We start from the raw sequence: 24,292 nt of genomic DNA, 5'->3' as shown, positions 1-24,292 counted from the left end.
GCCTCACGCATACTGAACGCCATGTCCACGCCACTTACTCCGCAAGATGAAATCGCCGCCCTGATCAGCCGCCACGCGCCGCGCACGGGTGACTACACGACGGCCATCGGCAACCTCAGTTTCCACCGCCAGTCGTCTGTCACGGAATCGCTGTTCCACGCGGCGCGCCCCAGCGTGGCCATCATCGCGCAGGGCGCGAAAGACGTCACCCTGGGCACGGAAACCTTCCACTACAGCCGCATGCAGTATCTGCTGACGTCCGTCGACTTGCCGGTGCAGGTGCGTGTGGTGGAGGCAAGCGTGGACAAGCCGCACCTGTGTGTGGTGCTGGGCATCGACATCGCCGACGTGGCCGCGCTGCTCGACAGCGAAAGCGGCGGCGAGCACCTGGCGCAGCAGAAAATCCTGCCCGCCACGCGCGGCATTTCCGTCAGCGACGTGTCGGCCGAGCTGCTCGACGCCATGCTGCGCCTCGTGCGCCTGCTCGACAAACCGGGAGAAATCGCCACCTTGGCGCCATTGATCCGCCGCGAGCTGACCTACCGCCTGCTCAATGGCCCTGTCGGCGCGCGCCTGCGCCACATGGCGCTGGTCAGCAGCCAGTCGCACCAGGTGGGGCAAGCCATCGACTGGATCAAGCACAATTATTGCGAGCCGCTGCGCATCGAACACCTGGCCGGCATGGCCAACATGAGCATGTCATCGCTGCACCACCACTTCAAGGCGATTACGGCTATGACGCCGATGCAGTACCAGAAACTGCTGCGGCTGCAGGAAGCGCGGCGCTTGATGCTGGTCGAGCAGATCGACGCGGGCACGGCCGGCTACCGGGTCGGCTACGCCAGCGAATCGCAGTTCAGCCGCGAATACAGCCGCCAGTTCGGCCGCGCGCCCATGCGCGACGTGGGCCAGGTGCGTGCGCAGCTCAGCGGAGCCACGGCCTATTCCGTCTTGCCGTAAGCGCCGCCGCCCGGCGTCTCGATCACGAACACGTCGCCGGGGCACATGTCCGTCTTGCCGATATGGGGCAAGTGTTCCACCGTGCCGTCAACCCGCTCGACGTAATTGCGCCCCAGCGCGCCCGGCGCGCCGCCATCCATGCCGAAAGGCGGATGGATGCGGTTGTTCGACAAGATCGCCGCCGTCATCGGCTCCAAAAAGCGCACCCGGCGCACGCCGCCATTGCCGCCGTGCCAGCGCCCCGCCCCGCCCGAATCTGCGCGAATGCTGTAGCTGTCGAGCCGCACGGGAAAGCGCCACTCGAGGATTTCCGGGTCCGTCAGGCGCGAATTGGTCATGTTCGTCTGCACCACGTCCGTGCCGTCAAAACCGGGGCCGGCCCCCGAGCCGCCCGATATCGTCTCGTAATACTGGTATTTGGCGCTGCCGAACGTGAAGTTGTTCATCGTGCCCTGCGACGCGGCCATGGCACCCAGCGCGCCATACAGGGCGTTGGTGATGCAGGTCGAGGTTTCCACATTGCCCGAGACGACGGACGCAGGATACTGCGGGTTGAGCATGGAACCGGGCGGGATGATCACCGTGAGCGGCTTCAAACAACCCGCGTTCAGCGGTATATCGTCGTCGACGAGGGTGCGGAACACGTACAGCACGGCCGCCATGCAGACGGCGGACGGCGCATTGAAGTTGTTCGGCAGCTGGCTTGAGGTTCCCGTGAAATCGATGACGGCGCTGCGTGCAGCTGCGTCGACCCTGATCGCCACTTTGATCTGCGCGCCATTGTCTAGGTCCAGCGCGTAGCTGCCATCCTTCAAGGTCGTGATGACCCTGCGCACGGCTTCCTCGGCATTGTCCTGCACGTGGCCCATGTAGGCTTGCACGACCGGCAAACCGAAATGCGCGACCATCTTGTGCAGTTCGTCGGCCCCCTTCTGGTTGGCCGCCACCTGGGCGCGCAGGTCGGCCAGGTTTTGCCGGGGATTGCGGGCCGGCCAGCTGTCGCCCGCCAGCAGCGCCAGTGTTTCCGCCTCGCTAACCGCACCCGTGGCGCCGTCGACCAGCTTGAAATTGTCGATCAACACGCCCTCTTCCTCGATGCGCGTGGAGTCGGGCGGCATGGAACCGGGTGTCGTGCCGCCGATATCGGCATGGTGGCCGCGCGAGCCGACATAGAACAGGATGGCAGTACCCTCCTCATCGAACACGGGCGAGATCACCGTCACGTCGGGCAGATGCGTGCCGCCGTGATACGGGTCGTTCAGCATGTAGACGTCGCCCGGCCGCATGGCGCCCGCGTTGCGCGTCATGACCGTGCGGATGCTCTCGCCCATGGAACCCAGGTGCACGGGCATGTGCGGCGCGTTGGCGATCAAATGGCCTTGCGCGTCGAAGATGGCGCAGCTGAAATCGAGCCGCTCCTTGATGTTGACGGAATGGGCCGTATTTTGCAGGCGCAGCCCCATCTGCTCGGCGATCGACATGAACAGGTTATTGAAAATTTCCAGCATCACGGGGTCGGCATTGGTCCCCATGGCGCGGCGTTCAGGCAAAGCGACGACCCTGCGCAAGACCAAATGGCCGTGCGCCGTCACTTCCGCGCGCCAGCCCGGCTCGATGACCGTGGTGGCATTGGCGTCGCTGACGATGGCCGGGCCATCGATAGTATCACCAGGGCGCAAGCTGTCCGCCGCATACAGGCCGCTTGGCCGCCACGCGCCGGCGCAGTACATGTCCACCGTCTGCACGGGCGCCAGCCCACCCGCGCGCGCCGCATGGGCCGGCGCGGCCACTCGCGGCGCATCGGACGCGCCGATGGCTTCCACGGAAATGGCTTCGACGATCAGCGCACGCGCCGGCATCAGAAAGGAAAAGCGTTTTTTGTACGCCGTTTCGAACTGCGCCTGCATGCTGGCCACCGTATCGAACAGCACGACGAGGGCCGAATCCGTGCCTTCGTAGCGCAGGTGCACGCGCGACACCAGCGCGACGCGTTCCTGTGCCACGCCCTGGCGCAGCAAGTCGCCACGCGCCAGTTCACCCAGTTGCGCGAAATCGCCGGCCAGGTCCGCGCCCAATGCCGCTTCGATGGCGCGCTCGCGCATCGCGCTCTGGTCGGCCAGGCCCATGCCGTAGGCCGACATCACGCCCGCCAGGCTGTGGATGAACACCGTGCGCATGCCCAGCGCATCGGCCACCAGGCAGGCATGCTGGCCGCCCGCGCCGCCAAAGCTGGTCAGGGTGTATTCGGTGACGTCGTGGCCGCGCTGCACGGAAATCTGCTTGATGGCGTTGGCCATGTTGCCGACCCCGATGGCGACATAGCCTTCGGCCACCTGCTCCGGCGTCGAATTCACCGTGCGCGCCAGCGCTTCGAACTGGGCCCGCACGGTGGCCACGTCCAGCGCTTCATTGGCGTCGGGGCCGAAGACGCGGGGGAAGAACGCAGGCTGCAGTTTGCCCAGCATGACGTTGCAGTCGGTGACGGCCAGCGGGCCCCCGCGCCGGTAGCTGGCGGGGCCGGGATTGGCGCCCGCGCTGTCCGGCCCCACCTTGTAGCGGGCGCCGTCGAAATGCAGGATGGAGCCGCCGCCCGCGGCCACCGTGTGGATGCTCATCATGGGCGCGCGCATGCGCACGCCGGCGATCTGCGTCTCGAACACGCGTTCGAACTCGCCCGCGTAATGCGACACGTCGGTGGACGTGCCGCCCATGTCGAAGCCGATGACTTTATCGAAACCGGCCAGCGCGCTGGCGCGCACCATGCCGACGATGCCGCCGGCGGGGCCGGACAGAATGCTGTCCTTGCCCTGGAAGGCGCGCGCATCCGTCAAGCCGCCGTTCGACTGCATGAATTGCAAATGCACGCCGGGCAGCTCCATCGCCAGCTGGTCAACGTAGCGGCGCAAAATCGGCGACAGATAGGCGTCGACCACCGTGGTGTCGCCGCGCGCCACCAGTTTCATCATGGGACTGACTTCGTGCGACACGGACACCTGCGTAAAACCGGCCTCGCGCGCCAGTTGCGCCACCCGCGCCTCGTGCGCGTGATGGCGGTAGCCGTGCATCAGCACGACCGCGATGGCGCGCACGCCGCGTCCATAGGCCTGTTCCAGCGCCGTGCGCGCGGCCGCCTCGTCGAGCGGGGTCACGACGTCACCGTGGGCGCCGACGCGCTCATCGATCTCGATCACGTCGCCGTACAGCAGTTCGGGCACAATGATCTGGCGCGCGAACAGCTGCGGGCGGTTCTGGTAGGCGATGCGCAGGGCGTCGCGAAAACCGCACGTGATGGCCAGCACGGTCGGCTCGCCCTTGCGTTCGAGCAGCGCATTGGTCGCCACCGTCGTGCCCATCTTGATGGCGCCCACCAGTTCGACAGGCAGCGGCGCACCAGGCGCCAGGTCCATCAGTTGGCGCATGCCCGCCAGCGCCGCGTCGCGGTACTGGCCCGGGTTTTCCGACAGCAGTTTATGCGTGGCCAGGCTGCCGTCAGGACGGCGCGCCACAATGTCCGTAAAGGTGCCGCCCCGGTCGATCCAGAATTGCCAGTCCATCGCCTTGCCCCCGTGCTTATGTGAGATGGCTATTGTAGCCGCACAATTACGGCGCACCGCAGGCGTGCGCGACTTGCCTTTCGCCCGCTTCGGCCTTATGTTGAAGATATGCTGACTAACGGAACACGCTCCATGAACCTGATCGACTCTGCCGCCCCCTTGTATTCCATTGCCGAACTGCGCGCCATCGAACAGGCGGCCATGCGCGACCTGCCGCAAGGGCTGCTGATGCAGCGCGCGGGCCAGGCTGCCGCCAGTGCCGCCCTGAAGCTGCTGCATGCCCAGGACGATGGCGAAGACGCGGGCCACCGGCGCGTCCTGGTGCTGGCTGGCCCCGGCGACAACGGCGGCGACGCGCTGGAAGCGGCCGCGCACCTGGCCGGCAGCGGCACCGAGGTACTCGTCTGGCTGGCGCCCGAAGCGCAAGCCACGTCGCCCGAGCGCGAACAGGCGCTGAGCCGCGCGCGCAACAGCGCCGCGCGCTTCATGGATGCGGCAACGTCGATGGCGTCGGCCGCGGTGGGCGCGGCGCCATGGCACCTCGTCATCGATGGCCTGTTCGGCATCGGCGCGTCGCGCCCCCTGGACGGCGAATGCCGCGACATGGCGCAGCTGGTCAACAATCTCGATTGCCCCGTGCTGGCCCTCGACGTGCCCAGCGGCCTGAACGCGGACACGGGCGCCATCGACGGCGTCGCCATCCGCGCCACGCATACGCTCACCTTCATCGGCGACAAGCCGGGCCTGCACACGGCGAATGGCCGCGACCATGCTGGGGACGTGGAAGTGGCGGCGCTGGCCATCGATCCTTCCCTGCTGCCGCCCGCCAGGGCCCAGCTGGGCGGCCTGCACCTGTTCGCCCGCCATCTGCTGCCACGGCGCCAGAACACGCACAAGGGCAGCTACGGCAGCGTGGCCATCATCGGCGGCGCGCAAGGCATGGCCGGCGCGCCCATCCTGGCGGCCCGCACGGCCCTGCATGCGGGCGCGGGACGAGTCTACGTCGCATTTCCCGACGCGCCGCCCGCCTTCGACAGCGGCCAGCCGGAGCTGATGTGCCGGCACGCCAGGGATGTCGATTTCTCGGGCCTGCACTTCGCCGCGCTGGTGGCCGGTCCCGGTCTCGGCGACAAGGCCAGCACGGTGGAGCTGCTGCAGCGTGCCATTGACAGCGACAGCCCGCTGCTGCTGGACGCGGACGCGCTGAACCTGATGGCGGCCGAGCCGGAACTGCAATCGGCGCTGGCCGTGCGCACGGGCGCGGGGGCGACGATATTGACGCCGCATCCGCTGGAAGCGGCACGCCTGCTCGACCTGACGGTGGCCGAGGTGCAGGCCGACCGTCTGGGCGCGGCGCGCCAGCTGGCCACGCAGCTGGGCGTCATCGTGGTATTGAAAGGTTCGGGCACGGTGATCGCCGCGCCCGACGGCCAGATCGTCGTCAACAACACGGGAGGCCCCGCGCTGGCGACGGCCGGCACGGGCGACGTATTGTCCGGCCTGTGCGGCAGCCTGCTCGCGCAAGGCTGGCCGGAATGGGAAGCGGCGATAGGCGCCGTGTGGCTGCACGGCGCGGCGGCCGATGCGCTGGTGGCAGCTGGCAGCGGCCCGATCGGGCTGACGGCCGGGGAATTGATCCCTGCGATACGCAAGTTGATCAATGCTTTGTCAGCATAAGCATTTGGCGCGCTTGTGTTGGATTACGCTGCGCTAATCCAAGCTACGCCCCGAAGGCCGGGTAGGTCGGATTAGCGGAACGCGTAATCCGACAACCACCATCAGCAATCACACCAGCCGACCCGCCGCAATCGTGATCGTGCGCCCGCAACGGGCCGCGATCGAGCTGTCGTGCGTGACGAGCACCAGGGTCGACCCGCGTTCGCGGTTCAGCTCGAACATCAGCTGGATCACGGCTTCGCCGGTGGCGGCATCGAGGCTGCCCGTCGGTTCATCGGCAAACAGCAGCGGCGGTTCCGTGACGAACGCGCGGGCCAGGGCCACGCGCTGCTGCTCACCGCCGGACAGGTATTTCGGATAATGCTTCAGGCGGCTGCCCAGGTTGACCCTGCCCAGCATGGCTTGCGCCTTTTCCTTCGCGTCCGGGTCGCCGCGCAATTCCAGCGGCAGCATGACGTTTTCCAGCGCCGTCAAATGGGCCAGCAGCTGGAAGGACTGGAACACGAAACCAAGCTTTTCCTTGCGAAAGCCGGCGCGGCCGTCTTCGTCGAGGGCGAAGATATCGGTGCCGTCGAGGATGACCTTGCCTTCGCTCGGCGTGTCAAGGCCGGCCAGCAAACCCAGCAACGTGGACTTGCCGGAACCGGAGGCGCCGACGATGGCCAGCGTCTCCGCCGTTTGCACGGTAAAATCGACTTGATGCAGGATGGTCAGCTCACCATCGGCATCGGGTACGCGCTTGGCCAGCTGGACCACTTCGATGGCCGGCTGGGCATTTTGGCTGTTGGGTGCGGCGGGCCGCTGGGCCGCTGCGTCTGATGGGAGAAAACTGGTGGAAGTCGCTTTAGGGAATTCGGGCATGCTGATCTATCTTAAAAAATTTCGTGAACAAATAAGTGTCGAGGGCAGCAGCCGCATGCGGCGGCGCACCCTGTCCTTGCTTCCTGCGGCAGCCCTGCTGCTGGTGTCAGGCATGACGAACGCCTATTCTGCACCAAAAACGCTGCTGGTGCTCGGCGACAGTCTGTCGGCCGAATATGGGCTGGCACGGGGCACGGGCTGGGTGGCGCTGCTGGAACAGCGGCTGCAGGCGCAAAAGAACGATACGCGCATCGTCAACGCCAGCATCAGCGGCGAGACCACCAGCGGCGGCCGCGCGCGCCTGCCTGCCCTGCTGGCCAAGCACCAGCCCGACGTCGTGCTGATCGAACTGGGCGCCAACGACGGCTTGCGCGGCTTGCCCGTGGCGGCCGCCGAGGCGAATCTGCGGGCCATGGGCGAGGCAGCCAAAAAATCGGGCGCGCAGGTGGTGCTGGTGGGCATGCGCATGCCGCCCAACTATGGCCGCGCCTACGGCGAGCAGTTTTATGGCGTGTACGGCAAGCTGGCCAAGGAATGGAAAGCGCCACTGGTGCCCTTCATGTTCGAAGGCATCGCCGACCAGCCGCAGCTGTTCCAGGCCGACCGCATGCACCCGAATGCGAATGCGCATCCGACGATTTTGAGGAATATCTGGCCGCAGCTGGCGCCGTTGCTGGGCGCGAAGTAAGCAAAGGCGGGTATTACCTCTAGCCCAAGGCAGAATCCGGGGTCAGACGGGGTCGCCGAGACCCGGCGGGGGGATATGCCCCAGTGGGGCATATCCCGATCGCGAAGCGACTGACCCCAGCTTTATGCTGACGATCCCGCTCGCGTCCATGGCACGCTCACTCCACAGACAAAATCCACAGACAAAAAAATAGCCGCTCAAGAGCGGCTATTTTTGTGGGCTAAACTGATTACGGTGCTTCCGGCGCTGCTGCAACCGGTGCGGTCACCGGCTTGACGATCTTCACCTTGGCCTTGGCTTTCAGGTATTCGACGTAATCGAACATTTCCTGTTGTGCCAAGATGCCGCTGATCTGGTCTTTCTCTTGCTGGCGGCGCGCTGCGTCCACTTGTGCTGGCTGTTGCACCTTGGCGATGCGGTAGATGCCGTAGCCCAGGGCTGGCAGGTCCACGCCCACATAGGCTGGCAGCTTGCTCGTGTCCGCTTTCATGACTTGCGCGATGGCGGCGCGGTTGATGCCGTCGAGCTTGCTGCGCGATACCCATTGCGCCGCGCCGAAACCGGTCGCGTCACCGGAGGCTTTCAAGGCGGCCAGCTTGGTCTCGCCCGCTTTCTTGGCCAGCTTTTCCGCTTCTTCCATCGTCACGCGCTGACGGATCATCGCTTCGACTTCGGCCAGCGGACGCTTCGAAGCAGGCTTGAATTCCACCACGCGGCCGGCGATCAGCACGTTAGGTGCGACGGTGACGGCTTCCGTGTTGCGCTTGTCTTTCAGCGAGTCGTTCGAGAAGATGGCGGTCAGGAACTTGGCGTTGTTGAACGGCGCCTTGCCCAGTGCTGGCGATGGCGTGCGCGACAGGTTGGCGACGGTTTCCACTTTCAGCTTCAGCTTGTCGGCCACCGGCTTCAGGCTGTCCGATTGCTCGTAGACCGTGTTGGTGAACGTTTCGGCCATTTCCGAGTATTTCTTGGCAGCAAATTGCTTGCGCAGGTCGGCCGTGATTTCGCCGCGCACTTCGTCCAGCGCACGGACGTGCTGTGGCTTGAGCGAGGTGACGGTCAGGATGTGGAAGCCGAAATCGGAAGCGACGACGTCGCTGATTTCGCCTTGCTTGAGTTTCGCGACAGCGCTCAGCAGCGGTGCTGGCAAACCATCCTTGCCAATCACGCCCAGGTCACCGCCCTGTTCCGCGGACGCCGGATCTTCCGACTTGGCTTTCGCCACGGCGGCAAAGCTGGCTGGCGCCTTGCGGACTTCCGCCAGGATGGCTTCGGCCTTGGCCTTGGCGGCTGCCTTGTCGGCTGCCGACGCGTCTTTCTTGACGGCTACGAGGATGTGGCTGGCCTGGCGCGCTTCTTCCGTCGTGTAGGCTTTCTGGTTCTTCGCGTAGTAGCCGGTCACGTCGGCGTCGGTGACATCGACCTGCTCGCTGGCGGCGCTGTCATCCAGCACGACGTACTCGACCTTGGCTTGTTCCGGAATTTCGAAGAACTTGCTGTTCTTGTCATAGAAAGCCTTGATCATGGCGTCCGTCACTTTGACTTCCGACACGTACTGGGCGATCGGCAGCAGCAGTTCCTGCACTTCACGCTCTTCCGAGGTGATGTCGGACAGACGCTTGGACACGGTGTTCGGCGCGAAGGCGGTGCCTTGCACGGCGCCAGCCAGTTGCTGCAGGGCCAGGTCGCTGCGGCGGCGCGCATCGTACATCTGCGGCGTCATGCCTTGGGCGGCCAGCATGGACTTGTAGCGTTCCAGGTCGAATTTACCGTCCGGCAAGGTCAAGCCTGGGATTTCCAGCACTTCCTTTTGCAGCACGGCATCGCTGATGACCAGGTGGCTGCGGCCCACTTCGGCGGCCACGGCGCGCTCGGCGATCAGGTTGTCGAGGATGCTCTGGCGCGCTTCCGGCGTGTCGAACATTTTCTGGTCGAACTGCTCGCCCATCATCTGGCGGTAGCGGTCGATCTGCTGGCGTTGCGCTTCTTCATATTGCTGCTGCGTAACGACCTGGTCGCCGACCTTGGCGATGGTGTTCGCGCCATCGCCGAAGCTTTGGTAGCCGCTGATACCGACCAGTGCAAAAGACGGGACGATGACCAGCATCAGGAGAAACTGCATCAAGCGTCGATGGGTACGAATAAATTCAAACATGGTCAGCCAATTCGGGATGAGTGGATCACTATAAAAAAAGGCGAACATGCGTTCGCCTTGATTTCTTCGGCGGAATGGACGGGACAGATGTCCACTTCCCCTTTAGATTCAACAACTTGGCGCTGGAACTAAAGCAGGATTCTGACGCCCAAGCCATTATCTCCTGATTCTACAATGCCCATAGCGCTATAGCAAGAGTAAATCAGGGCGCGCGCCCTGCCTTGGTGCCGCATGGCGGGCAAGGCGCCGGGTTCGATCATTTAACACGGCGCAGCTTAAAGCGGATTTAAATGCGGGCGTTTTTATTCAAAACGGCAGGATAGAATTTTAAAAGGCGGCGCGCCGAGATAATCTGGCGCTGAAAAAGAAAAACCCGCGCTACTTATTCAGCAGCGCGGGCTTCTATATTCTGGCGGAGCGGACGGGACTCGAACCCGCGACCCCCGACGTGACAGGCCGGTATTCTAACCAACTGAACTACCACTCCTTAAGAGCGTATTTTTTGGCGGAGCGGACGGGACTCGAACCCGCGACCTCCGACGTGACAGGCCGGCATTCTAACCAACTGAACTACCACTCCGAAAAATACACAGTACTACTTGCATTTGTATTCAGGGTTGCGATTCATAGAACTTCAACCCTGAAATCGCGACACCCGGAGGCGCCGCCAAATGTTTCCGGTGATTGTCACCTCACCGAAGTCCGTTAGTTTACAGCATCCTTCAAAGCTTTACCAGCTTTAAATTTTGGAACTTTTGCAGCTTCGATCGTGATCGCTTCTTTGGTACGCGGATTGCGGCCGGTACGCTCAGCGCGTTCGCTGACCGAGAAAGTGCCAAAACCAACCAGCGTCACGCTGTCGTTGTTTTTCAAAGTTTCCGTCACGCCGCCGATAACAGCGTCGAGTGCGCGCGCAGCGGCGGCTTTGGAAATGTCAGCTTTTTCAGCAATGTGGTCGATCAATTCAGTCTTGTTCACTAGCATCCCCAATTACAAAGGTATAAAACGTTTACCGTATCGTTGCGGCACTTTTGGCACCACAGCTGTCCGGCGAAAAAAATGTGCAGGCGTATTAAACAAGCCACACTGTATATGTGTCAAGCGCTTTGGGGGCGCAATTCACGTTTCAATATAAAACAAGCGCTCTAAAAGCGCTTGTTTGGGGAAAACAGGGGTAAAACGTTAGTGTTTTACTACCTCGCCGGCCGCGTCAGGCTTGGCCACGGCGGCCGTGACAGCCTCCACCGCAGCGACGTCCGCCAACGCTTCAGGCATGCGTTCGAGGGCGATTTCCAGCACTTTGTCGATCCAGCGCACCGGGACGATCTCGAGCTTGTTCTTGACGTTGTCCGGAATGTCGGCCAGGTCTTTCACGTTCTGCTCGGGAATCAGGACCGTCTTGATGCCGCCGCGATGGGCCGCCAGCAGCTTTTCTTTCAGGCCGCCAATCGGCAACACTTCGCCGCGCAAGGTGATCTCGCCCGTCATCGCCACGTCGGCGCGCACGGGGATGCCCGTGAAGACCGACACCATCGCCACCGTCATGGCCGCGCCAGCCGAAGGACCATCCTTCGGTGTCGCGCCTTCCGGCACGTGGATGTGGATGTCGCTCTTCTCGAACACGTCCGCCTTGATGCCCAGGCGCTGTGCCCGGCTGCGCACCACCGTGCGGGCTGCCTCGATCGACTCTTTCATGACGTCGCCCAGGGTGCCCGTGCGGATCACGCCGCCCTTGCCCGGCATCGACACGGCTTCGATGGTCAGCAGATCGCCGCCCACTTCCGTCCATGCGAGACCGACCACTTGGCCCACCTGATTTTCTTTCTCTGCGACACCGAAATCATAGCGGCGCACACCGAGGAATTTGTCCAGGTTCTTCGAGTTGACGATGACTTTCTTGTCGGATTTCTTCAGCAGCAGCATCTTGACCACCTTGCGGCAGATCTTCGACACTTCACGCTCGAGCGAACGCACACCGGCTTCCCGCGTGTAGTAGCGGATGATGTCGCGCAAGGCCGACTCGGCCACCGAGATTTCCTCTTCCTTCAAGCCATTGTTCTTGATCTGCTTCGGCAGCAGATAACGCTGCGCGATGCTGGTCTTTTCGTCTTCCGTGTAACCGGACAGACGGATCACTTCCATGCGGTCAAGCAAGGCTGGCGGAATATTGTACGAGTTTGACGTGGCCACGAACATCACGTCGGACAAGTCGAAATCGACTTCGATGTAATGGTCGGAGAACGTGTGGTTCTGTTCCGGGTCCAGCACTTCCAGCAGGGCCGACGATGGATCGCCACGGAAATCGGCGCCCATCTTGTCGACTTCATCGAGCAGGAACAGAGGATTGCGCACGCCGACTTTCGACAGCGATTGCAAGATCTTGCCCGGCATCGAGCCGATGTAGGTGCGGCGATGGCCGCGGATCTCGGCTTCGTCGCGCACGCCGCCCAGGGCCATGCGCACGAACTTGCGGTTCGTCGCGCGGGCGATGGACTGACCCAGCGAGGTTTTACCCACGCCCGGAGGACCGACGAAGCACAGGATAGGTGCCTTGAGCTTGTCGACGCGCTGTTGCACCGCGAGGTACTCCAGGATGCGTTCCTTGACCTTGTCGAGGCCGTAGTGGTCGCCTTCGAGCACTTTTTCCGCATTCGACAGGTCGTTATTGACCTTGGATTTCTTTTTCCAAGGCAAATTGACGAGGGTGTCGATGTAGTTGCGCACGACGGTGGCTTCGGCCGACATCGGCGACATCAGCTTGAGTTTTTTCAGCTCGTTGGTGGCCTTGTCGAGCGCTTCCTTCGGCATTTTTGCCGAAGCGACTTTTTTCTCCAGCTCGTCGAGGTCGGCACCATCTTCGCCCTCGCCCAGTTCTTTCTGGATCGCCTTGACTTGCTCGTTCAGGTAGTACTCGCGCTGCGACTTTTCCATCTGGCGCTTCACGCGGCCGCGGATGCGCTTTTCCACCTGAAGGATATCGAGCTCGCCTTCGAGCTGGCCCAGCAGGTGCTCGAGACGCTTGGCCACGCTGAAAATTTCCAGGATGACTTGTTTTTGCTCAAGTTTAAGCGGCAGATGCGCGGCCACCGTGTCGGCCAAGCGGCCGGCATCGTCGATACCGGACAGCGAAGCGAGGATTTCTGGTGGAATCTTTTTGTTCAGTTTGACGTACTGGTCGAACTGCTGCACGATCGCGCGGCGCATGGCTTCGACTTCCGACTCGTCGCCCGGCTCGGACTCGAGCGGCGTCAGGTCGGCGATGAAGTGCGTCGGCGCATCGCTGATGTGGTTGATACGGGCACGCTGCGCGCCTTCGACCAGCACCTTGACGGTGCCATCGGGCAGCTTCAGCATTTGCAGAATATTGGCGACGCAGCCAATTTCATAGATGTCCGAAGGCGATGGCTCGTCCTTCGCGGCTGCTTTTTGAGCGGCAAGCATGATGCTCTTGCCCTGCTCCATCGCAGCTTCCAGCGCCTTGATCGACTTTGGACGGCCAACGAACAGCGGTATCACCATATGCGGGAAAACGACGACATCCCGCAACGGCAATAACGGCAGTTGAGTTTGCTCAGTTAATTTGGAAGTTGTCATGGCGTACCTTATAGAAAGCGTGTTTACGATGTTGGCGCTCGCTGCCAAAACACAAGACCGGCGAGAATAAATAATTCTGTGAAACAAACATAAATCTGTCTATTTCGCAAAACACACCCGCATGACTGTAACAAATGCAGTTTTCACAGTAAAAAAGCCACGCGCAGCTAAGCGCCGCGAGTGGCTTTACGATTGAAGCCTGCACTCATTGATTTAAATTGTACTGCCATGCATTAAGGAATCAAAACCCTTTTTATGCATTTGTCTCAGCAGTAATCAATTTTCTCCGGAGGCCTTGGCAGTCTCTTGATAAATCAACAAAGGTTTGGCGCCACTGGTGATTGTATTTTCGTCGATGACGACCTTCACCACGTTTTGTTCGCTCGGCAGTTCGTACATCACGTCCAGCAAAGCATGTTCCAGGATGGAACGCAGGCCACGGGCGCCGGTCTTGCGCGCCAGTGCCTTCTTGGCGATCGCATGCAGGGCGGCCGGACGAATCTCCAGTTCCGCGCCTTCCATCTCGAGCAGCTTCGAATACTGCTTGATCAGCGCATTCTTCGGCTCGACGAGGATCTGGATCAGCGCCTCTTCCGTCAATTCCGCCAGAGTGGCGATGACGGGCAGACGGCCGACCAGTTCCGGGATCAGGCCGAACTTGACCAAGTCTTCCGGTTCCGCTTGCAGCATCAGTTCGCTGGCCGTGCTTTGCGACTTGCTGCGCACCGTGGCCGAGAAGCCGATACCGCTCTTTTCGGAACGGTTGGCGATCACTTTCGACAGGCCGTCAAAGGCACCGCCGCAGATGAACATGATGTTGGTCGTGTCGATCTGCACGAAATCCTGGTTCGGGTGCTTGCGCCCGCCTTGTGGCGGCACGGAGGCCATTGTGCCTTCGATCAATTTCAACAAGGCTTGCTGCACGCCCTCGCCCGACACGTCGCGCGTGATGGACGGATTGTCGGACTTGCGCGAAATCTTGTCGATCTCATCGATGTAGACGATGCCGCGCTGGGCTTTCTCGACGTCATAGTTGCAGCTTTGCAGCAGCTTCTGGATGATGTTTTCCACGTCTTCACCCACATAACCGGCTTCGGTCAGGGTGGTGGCGTCGGCGATCACGAACGGCACATTGAGCATGCGCGCCAGGGTCTGTGCCAGCAGGGTCTTGCCCGAGCCGGTAGGACCGACCAGCAAGATGTTGCTCTTGGCCAGTTCGATGTCGTCTTTCTTGCCCAGGTGCTTGAGGCGCTTGTAATGGTTGTACACCGCCACCGACAGGATGCGCTTGGCAGTCTGCTGGCCGATCACGTACTGATCGAGCAAGGCGGCGATTTCTTGCGGCGTCGGCAGGTCGGATTTGGTACCGGTCACCGTCTCGATGCTCGACGTTTCATCACGGATGATGTCGTTGCACAAGTCGATGCACTCGTCGCAAATGAATACGGACGGGCCGGCGATGAGTTTCTTCACCTCGTGCTGGCTTTTGCCGCAGAACGAGCAATACAGTAATTTTTCGCCGCTAGAGGATTTTTTGTCTGACATAAGGCATTTTGGTTGGAACTGCATTAACAATATTGCAAAATCGCAAGCCGGATGCTGGTAGTTGCCCGCAAAGGCTATTACCCATGGCGCAAGTCAACAACGTGCACAAGCTCCATGCTACCCGAAATAAAAGCGAAACGCCCGAACGTTTGATCGCCCGGGCGTTTACTTACATGCTTAGCAATACCGGTAGGGGCTCATCAAGCGCGGCTGGTCAACACTTTGTCGATCAAACCATACTCAACGGCCTCGTCGGCGGACATGAAACGGTCGCGGTCGGTGTCCTTGGCGATCTGTTCGATCGACTGGCCCGTGCGCTCGGCCATGATGCCGTTCAAGCGGGTACGCAGGTAAAGAATTTCCTTTGCCTGGATCTCGATGTCGGACGCCATGCCCTGCGAACCACCGGACGGCTGGTGAATCATGATGCGCGAGTTCGGCAGCGAGAAACGCTTGCCCTTGGCGCCAGCAGCCAGCAGGAAAGCGCCCATCGAAGCAGCCATGCCCGTGCACAGGGTCGAGACGTCCGGCTTGATGAACTGCATGGTGTCGTAGATGGCCATGCCGGCCGAGACCGAACCACCTGGCGAGTTGATGTAGAGCGAGATTTCCTTTTCCGGATTTTCGCTTTCCAGGAACAGCAGCTGGGCGACAACCAGGTTGGCCATCTGGTCATTGACCGGGCCGACCATGAAAATCAAGCGTTCCTTCAGCAGGCGCGAGTAAATATCATACGAGCGCTCGCCGCGACCGCTTTGTTCCACCACCATCGGCACCAGGCCGAGCATCTCTGTGTCCAGCGCCGGATTACGGTTCATACCTGTCATTTCATTTCCTTGTGAAGCAGTTAGGGGATACCGCCCTCGCCTTTCGGCCAGAGCCGGCATCCCAATACCAACTGGTTTACGCTTGTGCGTTGCTTCCCATCAGTTCGTCGAAAGCAACTGCTTTCGTCGTGACTTTCGACAGGCCCAACACGTAAGTGACGACGTTTTCTTCCAATACAAGGGCTTCGATCTCACCCAGACGACGACGGTCGCTGTAGTAGTACTTCAGCACTTCGCGTGGATCTTCGTAGCTTTGGGCGAAATCTTCGATTTGCGCCTTGACTTGCTCAGGCGTTGCCTGCAGGTTGTTGTCGCCCACCAGTTGCGACAGGATCAGGCCCAGGCGTACGCGACGCTCGGCTTTTTCTGCGAACAATTCTGCTGGGAAAGGCACGTCCTTGACGTTCATGCCGCGCTGCGCCATGTCTTGACGGGTCATTTCGGCCAGGCGCTCGGAATCTTGAGCGATCAGCGTTTTTGGCACTTCCAGCTCAGCAACTTTGATCAGCGCGTCCATGACGGCTTCCTTGTTGCGTGCTTTCACGCGGCCAGCGACTTCGCGCTGCAGGTTGACTTTGATGTCTTCGCGCATTTTGGCCAGGTCGCCATCGGCAACGCCCAGGGACTTGGCGAATTCCGCATCGACTTCCGGCAGGTGCGCCCATTCCAGCTTTTGCAAGGTAATGGTGAACGATGCGGTTTTGCCGGCAACGTCCTTGCCATGGTAGTCCTCTGGGAACGACAATGGGAACGTCTTGGCTTCGCCAACTTTCAGGCCCAGGGTCGCTGCTTCGAATTCTGGCAGCATGCGGCCTTCGCCCAGCACGAAAGCGTAGCCTTCAGCTTTGCCGCCTGGGAATTCAACGCCGTCGATCGAGCCGACGAAATCGACGGTCACGCGGTCGCCGTTCGCAGCGATAGCCTCGCCGCCGTCGCCGTGTTCGCCAGCTTCGCCCTTGGTGTGGAAGTGCACGCGCTGCTTGCGCAGGATGTCGATGGTCTTGTCGATTTCGGCTTCCGACACGTCGGCTTGCACGGTTTCGATTTCAACGGCCGTCAGGTCGCCGATGGCGACTTCCGGATACACTTCGAACGTTGCGTCGAAAGCCAGCTGGCCTTCGGCTGCTTCTTCTTTCGGCACGATGTTCGGGAAACCGGCCACGCGCAGATTGTTTTCGTTGGCGGCGTCGTTGAACGCGCGGCCGACTTTGTCATTCAGCACTTCGGATTCAATTTGGTAGCCGTATTGTGCTGCGACCATTTTCAACGGCACTTTGCCCGGACGGAAGCCCGGTGCCTTAGCCGTACGGGCTTGCACTTTCAGGCGCTTCTCAACTTCCGTGCGGACGTCCGTCAGCGGGAAGGAGATCGTGATACGACGTTCGAGTTTGCCCAAGGTTTCGACTGCAGTTGCCATGTAAAAAATCGTCCAAAAAATAAACACTGTTGGTGCGAGAAAAGAAGACCCGACCCCTTGCGCCATCACTGGCGGCAAGACATGGGTCCAGCTTCACTCGCTCGCATATTCATCTGTAAAAGTACTGAAAACAGGACGATGGACCTGGTCTACCCGGCGGAGGGAAAACCCGCACCAGGCACCAAACAATCCGCCGCTTCCAGTACTGCGACAGGGCTCCGAGCGTCCAGCCATGCGTCTAAGTCAATGCAGGGCCGGCCATCATTCGGTAAAGCGTGGCATTATAACAAAGGACTTCGGGAAAGTGGCTGGCTTTGCAGCCTGGCCACAGAGGATACCAGCGGCGGCGAACGAGTCGCCACAGCCTGGGGGTGCCCTGTCTTTACTCTTGCCCCGGCATTCTTTATTTCGCCAGAGACAGGCTTTCCAGCCTGCTTCGTTCATTAGTATATGCGAACTGGCGCCCCGTCCGAAACAAAGAAATGCGCTCACAGCGAAGATTTCGGGCAAAAAACCTTTGATTTACCTCAATTTGGCCATTTTTCAGGCAAACCTAAGTCGCGCAAGCCCTCTCCAAGTAAATTTAATGGAGAAAACATCATGAGCGATAACACACCCGGCAGTTCCAGCAACGCCAAAGCCAAGCTGCAAATGGTCCTCAGCCGCCTGCTCGACGGCGTATCCGATGACGACCTGCAAAAAATCCAGACGGAAGTCGATGAAATGGAATTGCGCACGCGCGTCGATGGCCACCACGACCACGACCACCCCACCGTCGTCTGACCCGGCAGTGGCTGCGCTTACCCCGCGCGCCGCGCCACCGGATGCGGACGTGCTGGCCGCCGTGGAAACGGCGCTGGCAAGCCACCGCGCCTTTGGCGACAGCGGCTATATCCGCGACCAGCTGGCCATCGCCTACCGGCGGCGCCTGCACAAGCTGGGCAGCACCCTGCCCGAAGCCGCGCGGCTGGCCAGCCTGCTTGATGGGGCGCCACCGGCGCGCCAGCGCCAGCTGCTGGGCGACACGGTGCTGCGCTGCGCCGTCCAGCACGCCATGCGCCAGTTGCACCTCGGCGACGAGTACGGCTTGCCGTTGCCGCAATGCGCGGCATTGTTTCAGGCGGCCAGCGCACACCTGGACGCGGGCCTGCCCGGCGGCCCGCTGACGGCGCACTTGCCCGACATGGCGCGTCTTTACGGCGAGCACCCGCCGCAGGACAACGACACCTACCTATGGCATGCCTGGCAGGAAGGCACGCCGTACGCACGCGCCTTCCTTGCCGTGATGGACGATAACTACGGCGCGCCACTGGCCACGCCCACGCCGCAGGAACGGACCCTGCTGCGCCGCGGGCTAGGCTTGCTGGAAACCTTGCTGCCCCGCCTGACGGCCAGCGCGCTTTCTCACGTGCAATTGGTCGCCCTGTTTCCCAAGCTGGGAACGTGGCGCGGCAAGGCGTCCAGCTCGCAATTTCGCGTCAATGGCAGCGTGTTCCTGAACCAGGAACTGATCGGCAATCCCTGGTGGCTGGCCGAGCACTTGCTGCACGAGTCGCTGCACCAGAAACTGTACGACTTCCGCCACGGCCACAGCCTGCTGGCGCCCGACTATGCGCGCGAGGATGGCGCCAAGGTGTGCTCGCTGTGGAATGCGCCCGATGATGAGGGCAATCACTATTGGGATGCCCACCGCACCCTGGCCGCCTTTCATGTGTATGTCCACCTGGCCTTGCTGTGCCTGCTGGCCGAGCAACAGGAGGCGGCGCTGTCACCCCTGTACGGCCCCATCGGCCAGCACATGAGCGGCAGCCGGCGCGCCATCGACCGCGCCCGCTACCTGGGCGAACAGTTGCAAAGCACGACCTGGCCGGAACTGGGACTGGCCGGGCGGCAGATGACGCACTGGCTGCTCGATGTGCTCGACGCCCTCGACACTCAACGGAGGCCAGGCGGCGCCACCGTGCATTTGCTGCTCGACCTGTACGAGCGCCAGAGCCGCAAGCTCGACACTTATTTGGCGCAGCAGCCGCCACCGCGCAGCGACACCTTGGCCGCGCAGGCGCAGCAAGAGCTGGCGATGACGCGCGAGGCGCTGCACCTGCTGAACAAGGAACTGCCGCCCTCAACGCAGGCGCACGAGCACAACTGGCCGCAGGCACGGCAGCGCGTCTTGCAGGCACTGTGGCCGCTGACTGAAGATGACAAATTAATGGAAAGGAACGGCTACCCGCAGGCGCAGGCAGTGATTGCGCAGATGGTGCAACAGTCGAGCCGGCAGCTGGGCGCACTGGGCGCACTCGCTTAATTGACTGCTTTGGAGAAAATCTTGATAGCGCTGCACATCCAGGCTGGAACAACCCGGATTGGTGCGGATGGGGAGACTCGAACTCCCAAGCCGAAGCACTGGCTTCTAAGACCAGCGTGTCTACCAATTCCACCACATCCGCATTTGGTACTACTTTGTGCTACTTGTTGCAGCCTGCTCCTGATTTTAACAACTCGGGAGCGATCTGGCTACCATGGACTAAACGAGCAAGCGCTCGGTAAAGCAAAGGCGGCATTCTACTGGATTTCCCAGAGGAATGCCGCCTTTTTTATGCCAGTGGCCTGGGGCTGGCTATTAACCTTCGATTGCGCTGACCTCCACCGGCCTCTTGACCCGGAACCAGGCCGCATACAGGGCCGGCAGGAACAGCAAGGTCAAGGCCGTCGCCAGGATCAGGCCGCCCATGATGGCCACCGCCATCGGCCCCCAGAACACGGAGCGCGAGAGCGGGATCATGGCCAGCGCCGCGGCGGCAGCCGTCAGCACGATGGGGCGGCAGCGGCGCACGGCCGAATCGATGATGGCATCCCACGGGGCAGAGCCATCCTTGATGTCTTGCTCGATCTGGTCGACGAGGATCACCGAGTTGCGGATGATCATGCCGAACAGCGCGATGATGCCCAGGTTGGCCACGAAACCAAGTGGCCGGCCCAGCGCCAGCAAGGCAAAGGCGGCGCCCGCCACACCCAGCGGCCCCGTCAGGAAGACCAGCAAGGCACGCGAGAAACTGTGCAGCTGCAGCATCAGCAAGGTGAAGATGATGAAGATGGCCAGCGGCAGGTTCGCCGAGATCGACGCTTCCGCCTCGCCGCTGTCGGCCGCCACGCCTTTCACCACGATGCGGTAGCCGGACGGCAACTTGGCGCGCAAGGCGTCCAGCTGCGGCGCCAGCTGCGTCGACACGGTCGCGCCCTGGATGCCATCGATCACGTCGGACTGCACGGTAATGGCCCATGCGCGCTTGTCGCGCCAGACGACACCCGGCTCCCACACGAAATGCGCGCGGGCCAGCTGCGAAATGGGCACGGACTTGCCCGTTGCCGTCGGGATATTCGTGTCATTCAACACGGAAATCGTCGCCCGCTCTTCCAGAGGCTGGCGCACCTGGATGTCGATCAGCTTGTTGTCCTCGCGGAACTGGCCGATGACCGTGCCCGACAGAATCGTATTGGCCGCCTGCATCACCGTTTTCGAGGTGACGCCCAGCGCGCGCATCTTGTCCTGGTCCAGGTCCAGGCGCAGCACTTTCACCGATTCATTCCAGTTGTCGTTCACGCCCAGGGTGTTCGGATTGGCGCGCATGATGTCCTTGACCTGGTCGGCGATGGCCCGCACACCCGCCACTTCCGGCCCCAAGACGCGAAATTGCACGGGATACGGCACCGGTGGCCCATTCGGCAACAGCTTGACCCGGCCCCGCACTTCCGGGAAATCCTTCTTGAAGACGTCGACGATTTGCTGACGCAAGCGTTCGCGGTCCGCCAGACTCTTCGGCAAGACCACCACTTGCGACACGTTGGTCTGCGGGAAGATCTGGTCCAGCGGCAAATAGAAACGGGGACTGCCCGTGCCCACATAGCTGGTCACGCTTTCCACGCCGTCGAGCTTGCCCACAAACGCTTCAAACTTCTTCACCTGCTTTTCATTCGCGGCAAACGTCGTGCCCTCGGGCGACCACAGTTCCACCATCAGTTCGGGACGGCTGGAATCGGGGAAGAATTGCTTTTCGATAAAGTTGAAACCGTAAATACCGAGCGCAAAGATGGCCAGGGTGGCGGCAATCGTCGTCTTGCGCCATTCCACGCACCAGGTGACGGCGCGGCGGAAGCGGCGGAAGTTCGGCGTATCGAACAATTCATGGTCGTTATGCGCATGCGGTTTGACTTTCAGCAAGATGTAGCCGATGTACGGCGTAAACACCACGGCCACCACCCACGAAATGATCAGGGCCAGCGCATTGACGGAGAACAAGGAAAACGTGTATTCGCCGGCGGCCGACTTGGCCAGGCCGATGGGCAAGAAGCCAGCCACCGTGATCAGGGTGCCCGTCAGCATGGGCATGGCCGTCGACGTGTAGGCGAACGTGGCCGCGTCGAAACGCGACATGCCCTCTTCCATCTTGCGCACCATCATCTCGACGGCAATGATGGCGTCGTCGACCAGCAAGCCCAGCGCGATGATCAGGGCACCCAGCGAAATCTTGTGCAAGTCGATGTCGAGCAGGCGCATGAACAGGAAGGTGACGGCCAGCACCAGCGGGATAGTCAGCGCCACCACCAGGCCCGGCCGCACGTCGATGCGCAGCGGCTTCGTGTGCAAGCCCAGAGCGACGAAGCTGACGGCCAGCACGATCAGAATGGCTTCGATCAGGGTATGCACGAACTCGCCAACGGAAGCGGACACGGCTTCCGGCTGGTTCGACACGCGCTGCAATTCTATGCCGACCGGCAATTCACTCTTCATGCGCGTAACGGTGGCCTGCAAGGCCTTGCCCATGTCGATGATATTGCCGCCCTTTTCCATCGACACGCCCAGGCCGATCACTTCCTTGCCGTTGAAACGCATCTTGTCCTTCGGCGGATCGACGAATTCGCGTTTCACCGTGGCAAAGTCACCGAGCCGGAAAGTGGTGCCGTTGGCGCGCAGTTCCAGGTTTTCCAGGTCCTTGACGGTCACCATGGCGCCCGTCACGCGTACTTGCAGATTATCGGTCGGCGTCACCAGCACGCCCGTGGCGTTGATGCTGTTTTGCGCGGACAGTTGCTCCACGATGGCGTCGAAAGGGATGCCCAGCTGGGCAAATTTCTTGTGCGAGAAGATGATATTGATCTTTTCATCCTGCACGCCGAACAGTTCCACCTTCGATACCTGCCCCACGGCCAGCAGCTCCTGACGCACCTTGTCCGCGTAATCCTTCATTTCCGCGTAGGTAAAACCGTCGCCGGACAGGGCGAAGATGGAGCCGTACGTGTCGCCGAACTCGTCATTGAAGAACGGGCCCACGACGCCAGACGGCAAGGTGCCCTGGATGTCGCCGATCTTCTTGCGCACCTGGTACCAGGCGGCCGCCGTTTCCTTGGGCGGCGCCGATTCGCGCAATTCCAGCAGGATCAAGGTTTCGCCCGGCTTCGAATAACTGGTGATCTCGTCGATGTACGGCGTTTCCTGCAGTTTCTTTTCCAGCTTGTCCGTCACCTGCTCGGCCATCTGCAAGGCCGTGGCGCCGGGCCAATACGCTTGCAAGACCATAGCGCGGAAGGTGAACGGCGGATCTTCATCCTGGCCCAGGCTGGCATAGCTGAGCATGCCGCCGATCAGCAGCACGGCCATCAGGTAGCGCGTCAGCGGGATGTGTTCGAGCGCCCAGCGCGACAGATTGAAGCCGCCCTTCATTTGGCCGCACCCACGGTGACGGCGGCAGCGGCGGCAGCCGGCTTGCTGGCCACGTCGGCGCCGAGGATGGTCACTTTCTGGCCTGGCTTGAGCAGGTTGACGCCGGCCGTGACCACCGTCTGACCCGCTTTCACGCCCGACGCCAGCAGCAACTCATTGCCGGCCACGCCGCCCACCGTCACCGGCACGAGCTTCACGGCGCCGTTTTCCACCACCCAGACGGAACTTTGCGACTTTTCATTGAACAGGGCCGTCAACGGCACCTTGATCTGCGGCGTAGCCGTCTGCGAGGCGAACTGCACCACGGCCGTCATGCCCAGGCGCACTTGCGGCGCGTCCGGGATGCTGACCTTGGCGATATAGGTGCGCGTGGCGGCATCGGCCACGGGCGACACTTCGCGGATCTTGCCCGGCAGCGCCTGCTTCGGATCGGCCCACAGGCGCACGACCACATCCTTGACGCCGCGCAAAGTCTCGACCTTGTCTTCCGGAATACCGATCACGACTTCCTTCTCGCCGCTCCTGGCCACTTGCACGACGGGCGCGCCGGGCGCCACCACCTGCCCCACTTCAGCCTCGATGCGCGTGACGACGCCATCGACGTCGGCCAGCAGGCTGGCATAGCCGGACTGGTTGGCCTGGCCACGGTACAGGGCCTGGGCCGCTTCCACGTTCGCCTGCGCCGCCTTGTAGGCGGCATCCTTGCCATCAAGCACGGCCTGGCTGACGAAATTTTTCTCGCGCAAATCCTGGTAGCGCTTCAATTCCGCGCGCGCCAGGTCACGGCTCGTTTCCGCGCTGACCAGCGAAGCCTTGGCCTGCGCCTGCGACAGCTGCAAGTCGACGGGATCGAGCTGCATCAGCACTTGCCCCTTCTTGACGGTGGCGCCCACGTCGACCTTGCGCGCGACGATCTTGCCGCCCACGCGGAAACCCAGTTGCGACACGACGCGGGGCACGACCTCGCCCGACAGCTCGGCACTGACGTCAACATTACTGCTAGACAACACGATGGCGCGCACGGGGCGCACGTCTTCCACTTTGACGGCAGGCTTGGAACAGGCCGCCAGAGTCAGCGCGAGGGCCGCGGCGGCAGTCAGCCGCAGGGCGGGAAGTGCGGATGCGCCGGTCTCGCGGCGCAGGGTTTTCAGGGCAAACAAGGTATTTTCCTTTACTATGCGGGCTGCAATATTTTTATGCGGAGAAACTTTTTGCTCGTCCTTTGGGCCAAGCCAAACTTTTTCGCACGCGATATCCTTAAATTTGTGACAATATCAGCTTGGTCGTGACGGGGA

General features: G+C 61.7%; 15 protein-coding genes and 3 tRNA genes. 5 read left to right on the top strand and 13 right to left on the bottom strand.

Annotated features, from left to right (window positions below; translation table 11 throughout):
* Window positions 1-21: 21 nt before the first annotated feature.
* Window positions 22-960 carry an AraC family transcriptional regulator gene (locus AC4BCN_RS14830; RefSeq protein WP_490491054.1) on the top strand — a complete coding sequence of 313 codons (939 nt, stop codon included), beginning with the start codon at window positions 22-24 and terminating at the stop codon, window positions 958-960.
* Here AC4BCN_RS14830 and AC4BCN_RS14825 read toward each other — a convergent pair.
* Entirely contained in the window at window positions 942-4,514 is a 3,573-nt protein-coding gene (locus AC4BCN_RS14825) for a hydantoinase B/oxoprolinase family protein (RefSeq protein ID WP_490491053.1), read from the bottom strand. The genes AC4BCN_RS14830 and AC4BCN_RS14825 overlap by 19 nt on opposite strands.
* A gap of 132 nt (window positions 4,515-4,646) precedes the next feature.
* Here AC4BCN_RS14825 and AC4BCN_RS14820 point away from each other — a divergent pair, with 132 nt between their 5' ends.
* Window positions 4,647-6,191, top strand: a complete 1,545-nt coding sequence (locus AC4BCN_RS14820) for an NAD(P)H-hydrate dehydratase (protein ID WP_490491052.1) — start codon at window positions 4,647-4,649, stop codon at window positions 6,189-6,191.
* A gap of 108 nt (window positions 6,192-6,299) precedes the next feature.
* On the opposite strand, the gene AC4BCN_RS14815 is transcribed toward AC4BCN_RS14820, so the two are convergent.
* On the bottom strand, window positions 6,300-7,052 hold the full coding sequence (locus tag AC4BCN_RS14815) for an ABC transporter ATP-binding protein (RefSeq protein ID WP_046685128.1): 753 nt from the start codon (window positions 7,050-7,052) through the stop codon (window positions 6,300-6,302).
* On the opposite strand from AC4BCN_RS14815, the gene AC4BCN_RS14810 reads away from it, so the two are divergent.
* Window positions 7,051-7,740, top strand: a complete 690-nt coding sequence (locus tag AC4BCN_RS14810; RefSeq protein WP_490491051.1) for an arylesterase — start codon at window positions 7,051-7,053, stop codon at window positions 7,738-7,740. The two genes, AC4BCN_RS14815 and AC4BCN_RS14810, sit on opposite strands and share 2 nt — an antisense overlap.
* A 229-nt stretch (window positions 7,741-7,969) precedes the next feature.
* On the opposite strand, the gene AC4BCN_RS14805 is transcribed toward AC4BCN_RS14810, so the two are convergent.
* From AC4BCN_RS14805 to tig, 8 genes are all read right to left on the bottom strand, one after another.
* Window positions 7,970-9,895 (bottom strand): SurA N-terminal domain-containing protein, encoded by a 1,926-nt coding sequence (locus tag AC4BCN_RS14805; protein ID WP_490491050.1) that lies wholly within the window; start codon window positions 9,893-9,895, stop codon window positions 7,970-7,972.
* A 410-nt stretch (window positions 9,896-10,305) separates the two neighbouring features.
* A tRNA-Asp gene (locus AC4BCN_RS14800) sits at window positions 10,306-10,382 on the bottom strand.
* A gap of 16 nt (window positions 10,383-10,398) precedes the next feature.
* Window positions 10,399-10,475 (bottom strand) — tRNA-Asp (locus AC4BCN_RS14795).
* 125 nt (window positions 10,476-10,600) lie between these two features.
* Window positions 10,601-10,873, bottom strand: a complete 273-nt coding sequence (locus AC4BCN_RS14790) for an HU family DNA-binding protein (RefSeq protein WP_010398442.1) — start codon at window positions 10,871-10,873, stop codon at window positions 10,601-10,603.
* Between the two features lie 204 nt (window positions 10,874-11,077).
* Entirely contained in the window at window positions 11,078-13,489 is a 2,412-nt protein-coding gene (gene lon / locus AC4BCN_RS14785) for an endopeptidase La (RefSeq protein ID WP_490491049.1), read from the bottom strand.
* 276 nt (window positions 13,490-13,765) lie between these two features.
* Entirely contained in the window at window positions 13,766-15,034 is a 1,269-nt protein-coding gene (gene clpX, locus AC4BCN_RS14780; RefSeq protein ID WP_034787303.1) for an ATP-dependent Clp protease ATP-binding subunit ClpX, read from the bottom strand.
* 200 nt (window positions 15,035-15,234) lie between these two features.
* On the bottom strand, window positions 15,235-15,852 hold the full coding sequence (clpP, locus tag AC4BCN_RS14775; RefSeq protein ID WP_374106865.1) for an ATP-dependent Clp endopeptidase proteolytic subunit ClpP: 618 nt from the start codon (window positions 15,850-15,852) through the stop codon (window positions 15,235-15,237).
* Window positions 15,853-15,937: 85 nt separating this feature from the next.
* The gene (gene tig / locus AC4BCN_RS14770; protein ID WP_139092814.1) at window positions 15,938-17,278 is read right to left on the bottom strand and encodes a trigger factor; all 1,341 of its coding nucleotides are present in this window, start codon (window positions 17,276-17,278) and stop codon (window positions 15,938-15,940) included.
* A 600-nt stretch (window positions 17,279-17,878) separates the two neighbouring features.
* On the opposite strand from tig, the gene AC4BCN_RS14765 reads away from it, so the two are divergent.
* Together AC4BCN_RS14765 and AC4BCN_RS14760 are read left to right on the top strand one after the other, a co-directional pair.
* A complete protein-coding gene (locus AC4BCN_RS14765; RefSeq protein WP_139092802.1) occupies window positions 17,879-18,061 on the top strand; it encodes a hypothetical protein in 183 nt (60 codons plus the stop codon).
* Window positions 18,024-19,583, top strand: a complete 1,560-nt coding sequence (locus tag AC4BCN_RS14760) for a hypothetical protein (protein ID WP_490491048.1) — start codon at window positions 18,024-18,026, stop codon at window positions 19,581-19,583. Before AC4BCN_RS14765 ends, AC4BCN_RS14760 begins: the two co-directional genes overlap by 38 nt.
* A 59-nt stretch (window positions 19,584-19,642) precedes the next feature.
* Here the strand turns inward: AC4BCN_RS14760 and AC4BCN_RS14755 are convergent.
* The 3 genes from AC4BCN_RS14755 to AC4BCN_RS14745 form a co-directional block, all read right to left on the bottom strand.
* Window positions 19,643-19,725: transfer RNA gene (locus AC4BCN_RS14755), tRNA-Leu, on the bottom strand.
* A gap of 173 nt (window positions 19,726-19,898) precedes the next feature.
* Entirely contained in the window at window positions 19,899-22,997 is a 3,099-nt protein-coding gene (locus AC4BCN_RS14750; protein ID WP_490491047.1) for an efflux RND transporter permease subunit, read from the bottom strand.
* Window positions 22,994-24,157, bottom strand: a complete 1,164-nt coding sequence (locus AC4BCN_RS14745) for an efflux RND transporter periplasmic adaptor subunit (RefSeq protein WP_490491046.1) — start codon at window positions 24,155-24,157, stop codon at window positions 22,994-22,996. The genes AC4BCN_RS14750 and AC4BCN_RS14745 overlap by 4 nt, the downstream gene beginning before the upstream one ends.
* Window positions 24,158-24,292 lie beyond the last annotated feature (135 nt).

It is taken from the genome of Janthinobacterium sp. Bl 1 (assembly GCF_058215535.1).
The sequence above is the reverse complement of the archived record's forward strand: the minus strand, read 5'-3'. Positions and strand labels throughout refer to the sequence as shown.